This is a genomic window from Aureimonas ureilytica DSM 18598 = NBRC 106430 (assembly GCF_000382705.1).
GTDB classification, from domain to species: domain Bacteria; phylum Pseudomonadota; class Alphaproteobacteria; order Rhizobiales; family Rhizobiaceae; genus Aureimonas; species Aureimonas ureilytica.
On the sequence record NZ_ARQE01000010.1, the window covers coordinates 69,842 to 85,048 of the forward strand.

17 protein-coding genes are annotated in these 15,207 nt (G+C 68.7%); 5 read left to right on the plus strand and 12 right to left on the minus strand.

Annotation, left to right across the window (positions count from 1 at the left end):
- Positions 1 to 6: 6 nt before the first annotated feature.
- Positions 7 to 378 carry a hydroxyisourate hydrolase gene (uraH, locus tag B146_RS0118905; RefSeq protein WP_019998044.1) on the minus strand — a complete coding sequence of 124 codons (372 nt, stop codon included), beginning with the start codon at positions 376 to 378 and terminating at the stop codon, positions 7 to 9.
- Positions 379 to 550: 172 nt separating this feature from the next.
- On the opposite strand from uraH, the gene puuE reads away from it, so the two are divergent.
- The 3 genes from puuE (at position 551) to B146_RS0118920 (ending at position 5,241) form a co-directional block, all read left to right on the plus strand.
- On the plus strand, positions 551 to 1,984 hold the full coding sequence (gene puuE / locus B146_RS0118910) for an allantoinase PuuE (RefSeq protein ID WP_019998045.1): 1,434 nt from the start codon (positions 551 to 553) through the stop codon (positions 1,982 to 1,984).
- A 4-nt stretch (positions 1,985 to 1,988) separates the two neighbouring features.
- Positions 1,989 to 2,483 (plus strand): ureidoglycolate lyase, encoded by a 495-nt coding sequence (locus B146_RS0118915; RefSeq protein ID WP_019998046.1) that lies wholly within the window; start codon positions 1,989 to 1,991, stop codon positions 2,481 to 2,483.
- Positions 2,484 to 2,616: 133 nt separating this feature from the next.
- Entirely contained in the window at positions 2,617 to 5,241 is a 2,625-nt protein-coding gene (locus B146_RS0118920; RefSeq protein ID WP_019998047.1) for a membrane-bound PQQ-dependent dehydrogenase, glucose/quinate/shikimate family, read from the plus strand.
- 91 nt (positions 5,242 to 5,332) lie between these two features.
- Here B146_RS0118920 and B146_RS0118925 read toward each other — a convergent pair whose 3' ends face one another.
- From B146_RS0118925 to ureC, 9 genes are all read right to left on the minus strand, one after another.
- Positions 5,333 to 5,971, minus strand: coding sequence for a hypothetical protein (locus tag B146_RS0118925; protein ID WP_155897598.1), 639 nt, complete (start codon positions 5,969 to 5,971; stop codon positions 5,333 to 5,335).
- A 178-nt stretch (positions 5,972 to 6,149) separates the two neighbouring features.
- Complete coding sequence (locus B146_RS0118930) at positions 6,150 to 6,830, minus strand: HAD family hydrolase (protein ID WP_019998049.1); 681 nt, start codon at positions 6,828 to 6,830, stop codon at positions 6,150 to 6,152.
- A 121-nt stretch (positions 6,831 to 6,951) separates the two neighbouring features.
- Entirely contained in the window at positions 6,952 to 7,251 is a 300-nt protein-coding gene (locus B146_RS0118935) for an alkylphosphonate utilization protein (protein WP_019998050.1), read from the minus strand.
- A gap of 124 nt (positions 7,252 to 7,375) precedes the next feature.
- On the minus strand, positions 7,376 to 8,713 hold the full coding sequence (locus B146_RS0118940; RefSeq protein WP_019998051.1) for an 8-oxoguanine deaminase: 1,338 nt from the start codon (positions 8,711 to 8,713) through the stop codon (positions 7,376 to 7,378).
- On the minus strand, positions 8,710 to 9,375 hold the full coding sequence (ureG, locus tag B146_RS0118945; RefSeq protein ID WP_019998052.1) for an urease accessory protein UreG: 666 nt from the start codon (positions 9,373 to 9,375) through the stop codon (positions 8,710 to 8,712). Before ureG ends, B146_RS0118940 begins: the two co-directional genes overlap by 4 nt.
- On the minus strand, positions 9,372 to 10,070 hold the full coding sequence (locus B146_RS0118950; RefSeq protein ID WP_019998053.1) for an urease accessory protein UreF: 699 nt from the start codon (positions 10,068 to 10,070) through the stop codon (positions 9,372 to 9,374). The genes ureG and B146_RS0118950 overlap by 4 nt, the downstream gene beginning before the upstream one ends.
- Positions 10,063 to 10,563: an urease accessory protein UreE gene (locus B146_RS0118955; RefSeq protein ID WP_019998054.1), complete on the minus strand. Its 501-nt coding sequence runs from the start codon at positions 10,561 to 10,563 to the stop codon at positions 10,063 to 10,065. Before B146_RS0118955 ends, B146_RS0118950 begins: the two co-directional genes overlap by 8 nt.
- A gap of 32 nt (positions 10,564 to 10,595) precedes the next feature.
- Positions 10,596 to 11,087 carry a DUF29 domain-containing protein gene (locus B146_RS0118960; protein WP_019998055.1) on the minus strand — a complete coding sequence of 164 codons (492 nt, stop codon included), beginning with the start codon at positions 11,085 to 11,087 and terminating at the stop codon, positions 10,596 to 10,598.
- A 43-nt stretch (positions 11,088 to 11,130) separates the two neighbouring features.
- On the minus strand, positions 11,131 to 12,843 hold the full coding sequence (gene ureC / locus B146_RS0118965) for an urease subunit alpha (RefSeq protein WP_019998056.1): 1,713 nt from the start codon (positions 12,841 to 12,843) through the stop codon (positions 11,131 to 11,133).
- A 222-nt stretch (positions 12,844 to 13,065) separates the two neighbouring features.
- On the opposite strand from ureC, the gene B146_RS0118970 reads away from it, so the two are divergent.
- Positions 13,066 to 13,512 (plus strand): hypothetical protein, encoded by a 447-nt coding sequence (locus tag B146_RS0118970; protein ID WP_019998057.1) that lies wholly within the window; start codon positions 13,066 to 13,068, stop codon positions 13,510 to 13,512.
- A 163-nt stretch (positions 13,513 to 13,675) separates the two neighbouring features.
- Entirely contained in the window at positions 13,676 to 14,176 is a 501-nt protein-coding gene (locus tag B146_RS27955; RefSeq protein WP_019998058.1) for a hypothetical protein, read from the plus strand.
- A 71-nt stretch (positions 14,177 to 14,247) separates the two neighbouring features.
- Here B146_RS27955 and B146_RS0118980 read toward each other — a convergent pair whose 3' ends face one another.
- Both B146_RS0118980 and B146_RS0118985 read right to left on the minus strand, forming a co-directional pair.
- A complete protein-coding gene (locus tag B146_RS0118980) occupies positions 14,248 to 14,553 on the minus strand; it encodes an urease subunit beta (protein ID WP_026358752.1) in 306 nt (101 codons plus the stop codon).
- Between the two features lie 2 nt (positions 14,554 to 14,555).
- A complete protein-coding gene (locus tag B146_RS0118985) occupies positions 14,556 to 15,125 on the minus strand; it encodes a HupE/UreJ family protein (protein ID WP_019998060.1) in 570 nt (189 codons plus the stop codon).
- Between the last annotated feature and the right edge of the window lie 82 nt (positions 15,126 to 15,207).

Consider the following 15,207-nt stretch of genomic DNA (forward strand, 5'->3'; position numbering starts at 1 on the left):
GGGTTCCTAGCTCCCGCGATAGGTGGAATAGCCGAAGGGCGAGATCAGAAGCGGCACGTGGTAGTGCTTGGCCTCCGCCACACCGAACCGGATCACCACGTCGTCGAGGAATTTCGGCTCGGTGAGGTTGAGGCCCGAGCGGTCGAAATAGGGGCCGCAGAAGAAGGTCAGCTCGTAGACGCCGAAGCGGCAGCTCTCGCCTTCCAGAAGCGGCTTGTCGCAGCGCCCGTCGGCATTGGTGCGGGTTTCCACCACGAGTTCGCGCCGGTCGCCCTCCACCCGGTGGAGAACGAGTTCGAGCCCGCTCGCGGGCACACCGCGCGCCGTATCGAGGACATGCGTCGTCAGCCGGCCGGCCGGCGCGTCACTAGCTGCCATGAATCGTGGAACCTCTGGTCTTAACCATCCGGTCAGGGAGTCTGCACCGGTTCGCCCGTGCTCGTCCAGCCTTCGAAGCCTTCCAATGTGAGAGGTGGAAAATGGCGGCATGGAAATCGGCGCGCGATCGGCGTATCGCAGGAGCACCCTCATGTTCCCGGAGACTCGTGCCATGACGACTTCCTATCCCCGCGACATGCTTGGATATGGCCGCCGGGCGCCCGATCCGCGCTGGCCCAACCCCGGCGGCACGGGCTCTGCCAAGATCTGCGTGCAGTTCGTGGTGAACTACGAAGAGGGCGGCGAAAACGCGATCATCCATGGCGACAAGGCCTCCGAAGCCTTCCTGTCGGAGATCGTCGGCGCGGCGCCCTGGCCGGGCCTTCGCCACATGAACATGGAATCGATCTACGAATATGGCGCGCGGGCCGGCTTCTGGCGGCTTTGGCGCATGTTCACCGAGCGCAGCCTTCCGGTCACGGTCTATGGCGTGGCGAGCGCGCTGGAGCGCAGCCCCGAGCAGGTGGCGGCCATGCGGGAAGCGGGCTGGGAGATCGCCTCGCACGGGCTGAAATGGATCGACTACCGCGATCACACGATCGAGGCCGAGCGCGCCGACATGGACGAGGCGCTGGCTGTCCACGAGGCGGTGACGGGCGAGAAGCCTGTTGGCTGGTACACCGGGCGCTCCTCGCAGCACACGCTGGAACTCGCCGCCGAGCGCGACTTCCTCTACGCCTCCGACGCCTATGCCGACGATCTGCCCTATTGGCAGGAAACGCGCACGAAGCCGCTTCTCATCCTGCCCTATACGCTCGATTCCAACGACATGCGGTTCGCGACGCCGCAAGGGTTCAACACGGGCGAGCAGTTCTACGCCTATCTGAAGGACGCCTTCGACTGTCTCTACGAGGAGGGCGAGAAGGGTCAGGCCAAGATGCTGAACATCGGCCTGCATTGCCGGCTCGTCGGCCGTCCCGGCCGGGCGCAGGCGCTCGCCCGCTTCCTCGACTATATCGGCTCGAAGCCCGATGTCTGGGTCGCGACCCGCGCCGATATCGCCCGGCATTGGCGGGAGCACTTTCCTTACAGGCCCTCGATCCAGCCGAGCCGGCTGGAGCGCGAGATCTTCCTGCGCATGTTCGGGGGCGTCTTCGAGCATTCGCCTTACCTCGCCGAGCGGGTGCTCGATCGCGGCATCGGGTCGGCGCATGACACGGCGCAGGGGCTCTCGGCCGCCTTCGCGGTCGCCTTCCGGCGCGCCAGCGAAGCCGAGCGGCTCGCCGTCCTGCGCGCCCATCCCGATCTCGCCGGGCGGCTCGCGCTCGCGGGCGGGCTGACGGCGGATTCCTCGGCCGAACAGGCCTCGGCCGGGCTCGACCAGCTGACCCCGGACGAACTCACGCGCTTCACCGACCTCAACGCGCGCTACACCGAGCGCTTCGGCTTCCCCTTCATCATCGCCGTGCGGGGCCTCGACAAGCACGCGATCCTCAGCGCCTTCGAGGCGCGGGTGGCGAACGACCCGGCGACGGAGTTCGCCACCGCCTGCCGCGAGGTCGAGAAGATCGCCCGCCTGCGCATCACCGCGATCCTCGGAGAGTAAGCCCTTGAAGCGCCTGACGCCCCGCCCGCTCGACGCCGACGCCTTTCGCCCTTTCGGCGAGGTGATCGAGCCCGACAACGCGACCGAAATCCGCCTCATCAACAATGGCACGACGACGCGCTTCCACGACATCGCGCCGGTGGACGTGGCGTCGGGCGGCGGCCATGCGCTGATCTCGATCTTCCGGGGCAAACCCTTCGCGCTGCCGCTGGACATTTCCATGCTGGAGCGCCACCCGCTTGGCAGCCAGGCCTTCATGCCGCTCGACGCCCGCCCCTATCTCGTGGTCGTCGCGCCCGACGAGGACGGCCAGCCCGGCGAGCCGGTGGCGTTTCTGGCCGGTGGCAAGCAGGGCGTCTCCTACGCCAAGGGAACCTGGCACCACCCCTTGATCTCGCTGGAAGACATGTCCGACTTCCTCGTGGTGGATCGGGGCGGCACGGGCAGCAATCTCGTGGAATTCTTCCTGCCCGAGCCCATTCGCATCGAGGCGGAATAGCGCCTTGGGATGCGAGGTCGCGTCCGGGTTCCCGCCCGCCTCATGACAATCTCGTAATCTCTTCTGACTTTTCGCCTTGATCCCCCTTCGCGGCGCGACATGTGGCACGCATCGTCGCCGCGAAGGAAACGCCATGCCCGGCCGCACGCCCCCACCTTTCGTCCTGGCCATGGCCATCGTCCTCGCCCTTTGCGGAGCGGCGCTCCTCGTGGGCGGCGTCTGGCTGCTGACGCAGGGCGGCTCCGCCTACTATCTCATCGCCTCGGTTCTTCTGCTCGTCACCGCGATCCTTCTCTACCGGCGCAAGCCGGAAGCGCTCGCGGTCTATGCGCTTCTCGTCCTGGGCACGCTGATCTGGGCACTCTATGAGGTCGGCTTCGACTGGTGGCCGCTCGCGGCGCGCGGCGACGTCGTCTTCGTGCTCGGCGGCCTCCTGCTTCTCCCCTGGGTCACGCGCGAACTCGGCCGCCGCTCGGTGGCGGACGCCCTGGACGGGCGCTCCTTCACGCCGCCCTCCCCCCTGCACGGCGCGGGCGCCATCCTCAGCGGTTCGCTCGTCGTGGCCATGGCGGTCGCCGTCACCTCCTGGTTCGTCGACCTGCACCGGATCGAGGGCGAGCTGCCGGGCGTGCGCACGCGGCTTTCGGGCGACGCGCAGGGCATTCCAGCCGGCGAATGGCAGGCCTATGGCCGCACGCTGGCCGGCCAGCGCTGGTCGCCGCTCGCCGACATCACGCCCGCCAACGTCACCGATCTCGAAGAGGTCTGGCATTTTCACACGGGCGATCTGCCCCAGCCGGGCGATCCGACCGAGACGACCTTCCAGGTGACGCCGCTGAAGATCGGCGAGCGCCTTTATCTCTGCACGCCGCACCAGAGCGTCATCGCGCTGAACGCCACGACCGGCCAGGAAGTCTGGCGCTACGATCCGCGCGTTCAGGGCGAGCTGGCGCTTCAGCATCTCACCTGCCGCGGCCTCGCCTACCAGCCGCCGGGCGCCGCCACGAGCGGGAACGCCAGTGCCGAGGCCGCCAACGCCGGTGCGCCGCAGGCGAGCACTGAGAGCGCTTCGGCCCCGGCCGGCACGGCCTCCGAGCTTTCCGCGCAAGGCGGGCTCACCGCCTCGCAGGCGCGCGGCCAGAGCGGCGCGCCGACCGGCGGTGCGCCGGCCCAGGAGGGAGCAGGCTCGGCCGATCCCGGCCTGCCGGTCGCGGCCGCCAACAGCCAGACGGCGGTCTGCGACGCCAAGCTCTTCATGCCGACGGCCGATGGCCGCCTCATCGCGCTCGATCCCGAGACCGGGCATGTCTGCTCGAATTTCGGCGGCGGCGACGGGCAGCTCGACCTCTGGAACCGGATGCCCAACGTCAATCCGGGCTCCTATTACTCGACCTCGCCGCCGGTCGTGGCCGACAATCTGGTGATCGTCGGCGGCACGGTTCTCGACAATGTCTCGACGGCGGAAGCCTCGGGCGTCATCCGCGCCTTCGACATCTCGACCGGCGAACTCGTGTGGAACTGGGATTCGGGCAATCCGGACCAGACCGCGCCGCTGCCCGAGGGCCAGACCTACACGCCGAACTCGCCCAATTCCTGGTCGATCATGAGCGCTGACCCCGCGCTCGGCATGGTCTATGTGCCGCTCGGCAACCAGCCGCCGGACCAGTGGGGCGCCAACCGTTCGGAGACTGTCGAGCGCTATTCCTCGTCCGTCGTCGCGCTGGACATCCGGACGGGTCAGGTGCGCTGGCATTTCCAGACCGTGCATCACGACCTCTGGGACTATGACGTGCCGTCGCAGCCGAGCCTGATCGACCTGCCGATCAACGGCGAGACCGTGCCGGCCCTCGTGCAGCCGACCAAGCAGGGCGAGGTCTTCGTTCTCGACCGGCGCACCGGGACGCCCGTCCTGCCCGTGCGCGAGAAGCCCGCGCCCGGCGGCGCCGTCGCGCCGGACCGCACGGCCCCGACGCAGCCGGTCTCGCAGGTCAGCTTCGACCCCGCTCCCTTGCGCGAGAAGGACATGTGGGGCGCGACGATGTTCGACCAGCTCCTGTGCCGCATCGCCTTCCATTCCTATCGCTATGACGGCCGCTACACGCCGCCCTCGCTGGAAGGCTCGATCATCTATCCCGGCAATTTCGGCGTCTTCAACTGGGGCTCGGTGGCGGTCGATCCGCAGCGCGGCGTCCTGTTCGGAACGCCGGCGCATCTCGCCTTCCTCTCCACCCTCGTGCCCCGCCCGCAGGACAAGACGCTGGTGGTGAACCAGGAGCAGCCGGAAGGCGCCCTCCCCGCGCTGAACGAGAATTTCGGCGCGCCCTATGCGGTGAAGCTGCGGCCCTTCACCTCGGTTCTCGGCCTGCCCTGCCAGTCGCCACCCTGGGGCCATGTCGCGGGCGTCGACCTGACGACCGGCGAAATCGCCTGGATGCACAAGAACGGCACGGTGCGCGACAGCGCGCCCTTCCCGATGATCCCCTTCCGCATGGGCGTGCCCAATCTCGGCGGTCCGGTCATGACGGCGGGCGGCGTCGCCTTCCTGTCCGGCACGCTCGACCAGTATGTGCGCGGCTACGACGTCACGTCGGGCGAAGAGCTTTGGCGCTCGCGCCTGCCGGCCGGCGGCCAGTCGACGCCCATGACCTATCGCGGCGCGGACGGGCGGCAGTATCTCCTCGTCGTCGCCGGCGGCCACGGCTCGCTCGGCACCAAGCGGGGCGACTCGGTGATCGCCTACGCCCTGCCCGGCCGGTAGGCTCCCCGAGACGAAACAAGGCGGCGCGCCAACCCGGCACACCGCCTTGTTTCCATCCAGGGTTCGGGCCGCTTCGAGCCTGGAACGAGCCTCAGGTGCGATGGCTGCCCATCACGCCGGGAAGACGGGGCCTGGGCGCGCTGAAGGCACTGGAACGTGCCCGGTTTTCGCCCGGCGCACGCTCGAGACCTGGGAAACTACCGCCGCGCCAGCCGAATTTCTGAGCGTCGCCGATCGCGTTCTTGGCGAAGGACAACGCTTCCACCTCGGGCTTTCCTGATTCCATATTCATTTTCGTGAGCGTGAGCAGGCCGACATTGGTCAGGTTGCAGCCCTTGGGCGAGCATTGGAACATGTGGATCATGTCGCCATCCAGCCGCATTGTTCGCTTGTCGTTGTCGGCCTTCAGCTTGTCGAGCCAGCGGAAAGTCACGGTCGAGGGCGAATAGGGGCGGCCGATTTCCTGTGACACGGAATAGGACGCGACGATGTAGTCCTCGCTCGGTTTGAAGATGTACTGGCTTTGATTATGGGACCACGGCCGCGTGCTGCGCGTCTGAACCAGCACGATGATGTAGCGGCCATTGGCGAGTTCCTGCGTCATCGCGGGCCCAATCGCGACCCAGGCGGCGATGTCCTGGTCTTTGGTGGTGCAGGGTGGGCCGAAGGAGACGCCCTGCGGCGCCGCAAGGTCTGCGGCCTGATGAACGACGATTTCCTGAATGGGCATGGCGACGATCCTCCGAGCGATGCGCGGCTTCGGCCGCCGGTCGGAAATGTTGTAGATCGCGGCGCCCTCGTTCACCAACCGGCGGCGGGAGCCATATGGGACAATCCGTCTCCTAGACGGCGATATCGTACCAAGCCTTCCCCTCGCGGGGGAGGGTCCGACCCTTTGCCGCCCCCGCTCAGGCCACCAGGTGCGCGCGGACCTCGTGCAGATCGGCGGCCACCATCCGGCAGAGGGCGCGGATTTCGTCGGTGGCCGGCAGGAGGTCGGGCACCATGACGGTGCGCATGCCGGCGGCGGCGGCGGCGCGCACGCCATTGTAGGAATCTTCCAGCGCCAGGCATTGCGCGGGATTGACGCCCAGCACCTCGGCCGCGCGCAGGAACGGGTCGGGCGCGGGCTTGCCCTTGGCATAGTCGCCATTGGCGATCACGGCCTGGAAGCGCGGGGCGAGGCCATGGAGCGCCAGATTGGCGGCCACGTCCTCATGCGACGAGGAGGTGCAGATCGCGCGTGGAATGCCCAGCGCGTCGAGATGGTCGAGAAGTTCCAGCACGCCGGTCTTGAGCGCCAGCCCCTTCTTCAGCAGCGCATAGTGCCGCCGCCAGACCGCTCTGAACGTCTCGATGTCCTGATCATGACCGAACAGGGTCTGGAGATAGTCCCTGTTGATGCCCCAGGGGCGGCCGACCATGACGAGGAACGCCTCGATCGTGGCGGGGCGGCCGATCTCGATCGTCGCCGCCAGAAAGGCGTCGCGGCTGAGAACCTCGCTGTCGAACAGGACCCCGTCCATGTCGAAGATCACGGCGGCCGGCCGGCCGGCGTCGGCTCTCGAAGTCGCTTCACTCGCGGTCAAAGGCGGGCTCCTTCCGGCTCGTCGCTTCCCTTTCGGGGGAGAGCGGGGATTTGGCAAGAGCCTGACGGCGCTCCTGGCAAGAGCCTGACGGCGCCCGGGGCGGGCGCCGTCGCGCGTCCGCTCAGCCGCGCTTGCGCACGAATTCGGTGCGCAGGACGAGGCCCTTGATGCTCTCGTGGCGGCAGTCGATCTCTTCGGGGTTGTCGGTCAGGCGGATCGAGCGGATCACCGTCCCCTGCTTCAGGGTCTGGCCCGCGCCCTTCACCTTCAGATCCTTGACCAGCGACACGCTGTCGCCGTCGGCGAGCAGATTGCCGGCCGCGTCGCGCGCTTCCGGCCGGGCGCTCGCCGCCGCCGCCATTTCGGAGGCCGGACGCCATTCGCCCGTCGCTTCGTCATAGATGTAATCGTCGTCGCTCATCGGGCATCTCGCTTCTGAAGTTGCAAGCCGCCGCAAGCGGATGGGCTCGCCCGTCACGAGGCCATCCGATTGCGGCGGAGGACCCAGCGCTTAAGCGATCTGCGACATTCTGTCCAATGCGGCGTCAGCCGAAGCGCCGCGCCGCCGCGCCGTGCTCGGCGCGGAGCCTGGCGATGTCGATGCCGACCGGCTGCCCCTCCACGACGCGCCAACGCCCGGCCACCATCACCCAGTCCGCCCGCGTCGCGCCGCAGAGAACGAGCGCGGCGATCGGATCATGCGCGCCGGAAAAGCGCAGCTCGTCCAGCGTGAAGAGCGCGAGATCGGCCTGAAGCCCCGGTGCGATGCGCCCGATATCGGCGCGCCCGAGGCAGGCGGCCGAGCCCGATGTCGCATAGCGCAGCGCATCGCGGGCCGTGACCGCCGAGGCCGAGCCGGTGCGCAGCCGGCCGAGCATGAGGGCATGGCGCACGCCCTCCATCAGGTTGGAGCCGTCATTGGAGGCCGAACCGTCGACGCCGAGCCCGACCGGACTGCCGGCGGCTTCCAGTTCGGACACGGGACAGAAGCCCGAGGCGAGCACGGCATTGGAGGTCGGGCAATGGCAGACGCCGACCTTGTGCGCGCCGAGCCGTCGGCATTCCTCCGAGGTGAAATGGATGCCGTGCGCCAGCCAGGTGCGCGGCCCCATCCAGCCGACCTCTTCGAGATAATCCACCGGGCGGCACTGGAAGCGGGCTTCGCAGAAGCGGTTCTCGTCTTCGGTTTCACCCAAATGCGTGTGGAGCCGGCAGTCGAAGCGCTCGGCCAGCGCGGCGCTCTTCTCCATCAGGCTCTTGGTGACGGAAAAGGGCGAGCAGGGCGCAAGAGCGATCTGCACCATGGCGCCGTCGGAGCGATCATGCAGCTGGTTCAGAAGGCGCTCGGAATCGGCGAGGATGTCGTCCTCGTCCTGCACCACGCTATCGGGCGGCAGGCCGCCGTCCTTCTGGCTCAAGTTCATCGAGCCGCGCGTCAGCGTCACACGGATGCCGAGCGCCCGCGCCTCCTCCGCCTCGATATCGATCGCCCGCTCCAGCCCTTTCGGAAAGAGATAATGGTGATCGGCCGCCGTGGTGCAGCCCGAGAGCAAAAGCTCGGTCAGCGCGAGGCGGACGGACTGGCGGAAGCTGTCCTCGTCCAGCCGCGCCCAGATCGGATAGAGAGCCTGGAGCCAGGGGAAGAGTTCCTTGTCGATGGCGTCCGGGTGAGCGCGCGTCAGCGTCTGGTAGAAATGATGATGCGTGTTGACGAGGCCAGGCAGAACGACGTGGCGCGAACAGTCGAACACCTCGTCCACCGGGGCGGCAGGTGCGCCGCCCGCCGGCACGAGTTCGGCGATGCGCCCGTTCTCCACCACGATTCCACCGGCGGCGGCCGGTTCCAGAATGGCGAGCGGGTCCTTCAGGAAAAGCCGGGTCATGCGGCCTCGCGCAGCGGCGCGAGGCCGCCGGTGCGGGCGAGGAAGTCCAGAATGGCGGCGAGGCCCTCGCGGCGCGAGAGATCCGTGAAGACGAAGGGCAGCGCGCCGCGCCCCTTGGCGGCGTCCGCCTTCATGCGCTCCAGATCGGCCCCGACATGGGGGGCGAGGTCGGTCTTGTTGACGACGAGAAGGTCGGAGCGCGTGATCGCCGGCCCGCCCTTTCGCGGAATGTCGTCGCCCTGGCAGACGGAGATGACGTAGATCGAAAGGTCCACCAGATCGGGCGAGAAGGTCGCGGCGAGATTGTCGCCGCCCGATTCCACGAGAATGAGGTCGAGGTCGGGGTGGCGCGCGTTCAGCGTCGCGATGGCGCGAAGGTTGAGCGAGGCGTCCTCGCGGATCGCCGTGTGCGGGCAGCCCCCGGTCTCGACGCCCATGATGCGGTCGGCCGAGAGCGCCTGCCGGCGCACCAGCGCCTCGGCATCCTCGGTCGTGTAGATGTCGTTGGTGACCACGGCGATCGACCATTGGTCGCGCGCGGCGAGGCAGATCTTTTCGCAGAGCGTCGTCTTGCCGGAGCCGACCGGGCCGCCGATGCCGACGCGAAGCGGGCCGTTGCGGCGGCGGGGGGCAAGGCTCGGAATCGAGGTCACGTCGCTCATGTCAGGAACAGTCTCGGTTGCAGGGTTTCGTGGCGCAGCGCCGCGATGTCGGAAAGGATCGCGGCCGAGCCGAGATCGTCCAGCGTGGAGACGGCCGCGCTTTGCGCCACCGCCTCGAAAACGGGTTCCAGCCGCCGCATGACGCGCACGCCCTCGCGCTGGCCGAGCGGCACGAGGCGCACAGTGACACTGACGAGATTGGCGGCAAACGCATGGGCGAAGGCGAGAAGCGCCGGCCAGAGCGGCACGCCCTCGCGTGCGGCCAGCGCGCCGAGCACGACGGGATAGGCTACCGCCTCCCCTTCCGGCTCCTGCCCCCAGGGCGCGGCGGCCTCGGCGAAGGCGCGGCCGAGATCCAGCGTTTCGCGGCGGCGTTCGGCCGAGCCGGCGGAGGCGCGGGCGAGCGCGGCGAGGTCCGCCCAGGGCGATCCCGCCTCCGGCCCGCGCAGGCGATGCGCTTGCGCCAGAAACACGAGATCGTTCCAGCCGCTGCCATGAAGAAGCAGCGTCTCGATCCAGCGGAACAGCGCCTCGCCGTCCCGAACCCGGCCCTCGGCGATGGCCGATTCCAGCCCGTGCGAATAGGCGAAGGCGCCGATCGGGAAGGCCGGCGAGGTCCACGTCAGGAGGCGCGCCAGCGCGGCGAGCCCTTCGGCGCCTGCGCCTCTCTCGCCTCGCTCGTTGCCCTCATCCATGGCTGTGGGAGGGATCATGCCCATGGGCGTGGCCATGGCCGTGCGAATGCGGCGCGGCGCCCGGCGTCGCATAGGCGCCGCCGACCGGATCGAAGGCGGCTTCCACCTCGTGGATATGGGCGCCGAGTTCCAGAAGCATGTCGCGGATCACGTGATCGCGCCGCACCAGAATGCGCTCGCCCTCGATCTGGCAGGGCAGATGCCGGTTGCCGAGCTGCCAGGCGAGCCGCAGGAGATGCACCGCATCCCGCCCCTGGATCGCGTAAAGCTCCTCGGGCTTGGCCTTCACCAGAACATGGCGTCCGTCCGACAGGACGAGTGCGTCGCCCTCGAGCAGAAGCCGCGCCTCGGCGAGGTCGAGCAGGAAGGCGATGCCGTTGTCGCTCACCATCGCCATGCGGCGGCGATGGCGCTGCGCCTCGTCCAGCGTGATGGTGTCGTCGGCGTCCCCCGTGAAGGCGCCGCGTTCGATGATGCTGTTGGCCTCGATCACGCCCGATAACTCGCTACTCTTGATACGAAAGGTCAATCGATCCCGGGAAAGAAGTCCGGATCGAGAATGTCTTCGATCCCGAACGGGCAGGAAAGCGGAAAGGTGTCCAAGGAGAGATTCGTGTCCGCCACGGCATTCAACCGCGCAAGGGCGTATTCCTCGTCCAGCACCTCGGCCGGATAGGATCGCAGGCTGGGGCTCTGGCGCAGGCGGCGCGCGATGCGCATCCGCTGCTCGGCGATCGTCGCCCGCCAGCTATTGGAGCGATGGGAGGGCTGAAACTGCCATTTCAGGAGATGAGCCAGCAGAACGCACAGACGGTTCTCGATCTCGCTTTGCTGTGACGAGCCCAAGTCCTCGATTTCCTCGGCAAGTTTCACGGTGTCGAGACCGGACGCGTCCGTGCCCCGCTCCCGCAGAAGCTGGGCCTGCTCACGCGTCCAGAGAAAGAAATCGCGCTCGTAGAGCGAAGGCCGGCTTGCGCGCGTCCGGCTCGGTCCGCTCGTCTGAAAGCTCACCGCCATGTTCCGCTTCTCCTTAGGCCGCGCCATGGGACGTCTCCTGAAGCTAGAACAGGAAATAGCGCTGCGCCATGGGAAGCACCGTGGCGGGTTCGCAGGTCAGAAGCTCGCCGTCGGCGCGCACCTCGTAGGTCTCGGGGTCGACCTCGATATGGGGCGTCAGGTCGTTGAGGATCATGGAGGCCTTGGTCAGCCCGCCGCGCGTGTTCTCGACGGGCAGGAAGGTCTTCTCGCAGCCGAGTCTGTCGCGCAGCCCATCGGCCATGGCGGCGGCGGAGACGAAGGTGACGCCGGACGCACCGACCGCCTTGCCGTAGGCCCCGAACATCGGGCGATAATGCACGGGCTGCGGCGTCGGGATCGAGGCGTTGGGATCGCCCATGGGCGCGGCGGCGATCGTGCCGCCGAGCAGAACCAGCGCCGGCTTCACGCCGAAGAAGGCCGTGTCCCAGAGCACGAGATCGGCGCGCTTGCCGACCTCCACCGAGCCGATCTCGCGGCCCATCCCTTGCGCGAGCGCCGGATTGATCGTGACCTTGGCGATATAGCGGCGCACCCGCAGATTGTCGTTGTCGCCCGTCTCGCCGGACAGGCGGCCGCGCTGCTTCTTCATCTTGTCGGCGGTCTGGAAGGTGCGGATGATCACCTCGCCGACGCGGCCCATGGCCTGGCTGTCCGACGAGATGATCGAGAAGGCGCCGATATCGTGGAGAATGTCCTCGGCCGCGATCGTCTCCTTGCGAATGCGCGATTCCGCGAAGGCGATGTCCTCGGGGATGGACGGGTCGAGATGGTGGCACACCATGAGCATGTCCAGATGCTCTTCCAGCGTGTTGATCGTATAGGGCCGGGTCGGGTTGGTGGAGCCCGGCAGAACGTTCGGCAGGCCGCAGACCTTGATGATATCCGGCGCGTGGCCGCCGCCCGCCCCTTCCGTGTGGAAGGCGTGGATCGTGCGGCCCCGGAAGGCGCCGACCGTGTCTTCCACGAAGCCCGACTCGTTCAGCGTGTCGGTGTGGATCATCACCTGAACGTCGTGCTCGTCGGCCACCGTCAGGCAGCAGTCGATCGCGGCCGGCGTCGTGCCCCAGTCCTCGTGGAGCTTCAGCGCCGCCGCGCCCGCCTTGATCATCTCGACCAAGGCCCCCGGCTGCGAGGCGTTGCCCTTGCCGGCCAGGGCGAAGTTCATCGGGAAGGCGTCGAGCGACTGGATCATGCGCGCCAGATGCCAGGGCCCGGGCGTGCAGGTGGTCGCGAGCGTGCCATGCGCCGGCCCGGTGCCGCCGCCGACCATGCAGGTGACGCCCGAGAACAGCGCGTCCTCGATCTGCTGCGGGCAGATGAAATGGATGTGGCTGTCGAGCGCGCCGGCGGTCAGGATCTTGCCCTCGCCCGCGATCGCCTCCGTGCCGGGGCCGACGACGATGGTGACGCCCGGCTGCGTGTCCGGGTTGCCGGCCTTGCCGATGGCGTGGATTCGCCCGCCGCGAAGGCCCACATCGGCCTTGTAGATGCCGGAATGGTCGACGATCAGCGCATTGGTGATGACGGTATCGACCGCGCCCTCGGCCCGGCTCGCCTGGCTCTGGCCCATGCCGTCGCGGATCACCTTGCCGCCGCCGAACTTCACCTCCTCGCCATAGGTGGTGAGATCGCGCTCCACCTCGATGATGAGGTCCGTATCGGCCAGCCGAACCTTGTCGCCCACGGTCGGCCCATACATGGCGGCATAGGCGGCGCGGCTGATCGACACGGGCATGGGCAGGATTCCTGAGCGAGGATTCGGCGTTGCAGCAAGAGTAATGGCTGAGGCGAAGGGTCGGCAAGCCTTCCCTCCGTGCGAGGCCGGCCCTCTCGAAGAAACAGGGGTGCCGCACGGGCAAGCAGTTCCAGAAGCCGAACGTGCGACGCGCTCGGACTTGCGCACCGCAAACACGCGCCGATAGTTGAGCCTTTTGCCGTGCCGAGGCGTTTCCCCTTCATGACCCGTTCGCTCCCGCTCCGCCGCCTCCTCGCGCTTCTCGGTCTCGCCCTTCTCGGCAGTGGCGCGGCGCGGGCGCAGCCCTTCGATCCCGGCCCGCCCGGCACGCCGGTCGGCTCCTCCATGTCCGGCGCGGTGATACCGGGCGCGCCCCGCGTCCGCACGCCGCTCGCCATTCCCAACGCGCCGGTCTTCGGCGACACGGTGGAGGAGCGGCAATACGGGCGGGACTACGACAATTCCTATCTGAAGCCCCGCATCCCCCGGCCGGACGCGGACGGCACCTCCACAAGGCTGCGAGCGCGCGAGGGCGATCCGGCGATCGGCCCGGACCGGGCGGGCGATTTCGCGCGCTCCGACGGCTCGGTCATCAACAAGAGCGGCGTGACGCGCCCGCTCACCCCGCCGCGCCGCGCGCGCATCGTGCCGAACGCTGGGGCTCGCTGACCACGCCGCTCACCACGCCACAAGGTCGGCCGCCCCGGCGGCTTGGCGCGGGAACGCGAAACGGGTCTCGTCGGTTGAAGGAGAAAGAGCCTCTGCGGCTTACCCTTTCACGAATCGACGGGCGCGCTTCCTTTGCGGCGCCCCAACCCAACGAGGCCATGCGATGCGCGTCCTGTCCTGTTCCCTGATCGCCCTTGCCGCCGGGCTCGCCTTCGCCGCGCCCGCCTCGGCGCAAAGCATCGGCGGGGGCGGCATCAGCGGCGGCAGTGTCGGCGGTGGCGTCGGCGGCAGCAGCATCGGCAGCTCCAGCGCCGGCGCGAGCGGCGCCACGACGCCCAGCCTCGGCGGCGCGTCCAACAGCATCGGCTCGTCGGGCGGGGTCGGCTCCAGCAGCACCTCGACCCAGGAGCGCGCGACCGCCGGGTCCACCACGCTCAACACGATCAATGCCGACGCGGCGGCGCGCTCGGGCAATATCGGCGCGGCGACCACCATCGGCGGCACGACGGGCACCGCTGCGGGCTCCACCTTCCAGAGCACGCCCGGCACCGGGCCGGCGGCGCTCTACAACATTCCGAGCCCGCGCGTGCAGGTCAATCTCGGCGCCATCCGCAACGCGCTGCGCCAGGGCCCGAACGCGACGCCCGACCGCTACGGCAACTGATCGCCGCCCTTCTTCGACCAGACAGCCAAAAGGCGCCTCGCGGCGCCTTTCCTCGTTGTAGCGGAGCGGCGCTAGAGCGCGCCCTGGATGCGGCCGTTGAAGCCGAAGACGCGGCGCTCGCCCGACAGCGGCACGAGCCGCACGTCGCGCGACTGGCCGGGCTCGAACCGCACGGCCGTTCCGGCGGCGATGTCGAGGCGATAGCCGCGCGCGGCCTCGCGGTCGAAGTGCAGCGCCGCGTTGGTTTCGGCGAAATGGTAATGCGAGCCCACCTGCACCGGGCGGTCGCCCGCATTGGCGACGTGAAGCTCGATCGCCTCACGTCCGGCATTGAGGAGGATCTCGCCCTCGGCCACGAAGAGTTCGCCCGGAACCATGTTCACCCCGCGATCAGAAGAAGGCCGCCCAGCGCCGTGGCGCCGCCCAGAAGGCGCGGCAGAAGACCGGCGCCGCCGAGCGCGCGGCCGAGAAGGAGACCCGCGCCATGCAGCGCGGCCGTGGAAAGCGCAAAGCCGATCGCGAAGCTCGCCGCGCCCGCGCCGCCGAGTTCGCCGCCATGGGCATAGCCGTGGAACAGCGCGAAAAGGCCGACCACGAAGGCCGACAGAGCGGTCGGCAGGCGCACCGCGAGCGCCACGAGAAGGCCGAGCGCCACGACGGAAGCGAGGATCGCCGGCTCCACGAAGGGAAGCGAGACGCCCGAGAGCGCGAGGGCGAAGCCGACGAGCATCGTGCCGACAAAGGCGGTCGGCACGATCCACAGGGCGCGGCCGCCGATCTGCGCCGCCCAGAGGCCGACCGCGACCATGACAAGGATATGGTCCGCCCCGAACAGGGGGTGGCTGACGCCGGCCAGAAGCGAGCCGTGCTCGGCCGGGTTCAGATGGGCGAAGGCCGGGGCGGTCGCGCCGCCGAGCGCGGCAAGGCTCAGGAGGAGTCGTTTCAGCATGGATGGCGTCCCTCTTTTGGTCGACAGGCGCCCGGATTTCGGTCGCGCCCGGTTGCGCTTGGCACGGCCCCTCAGCCCCAGC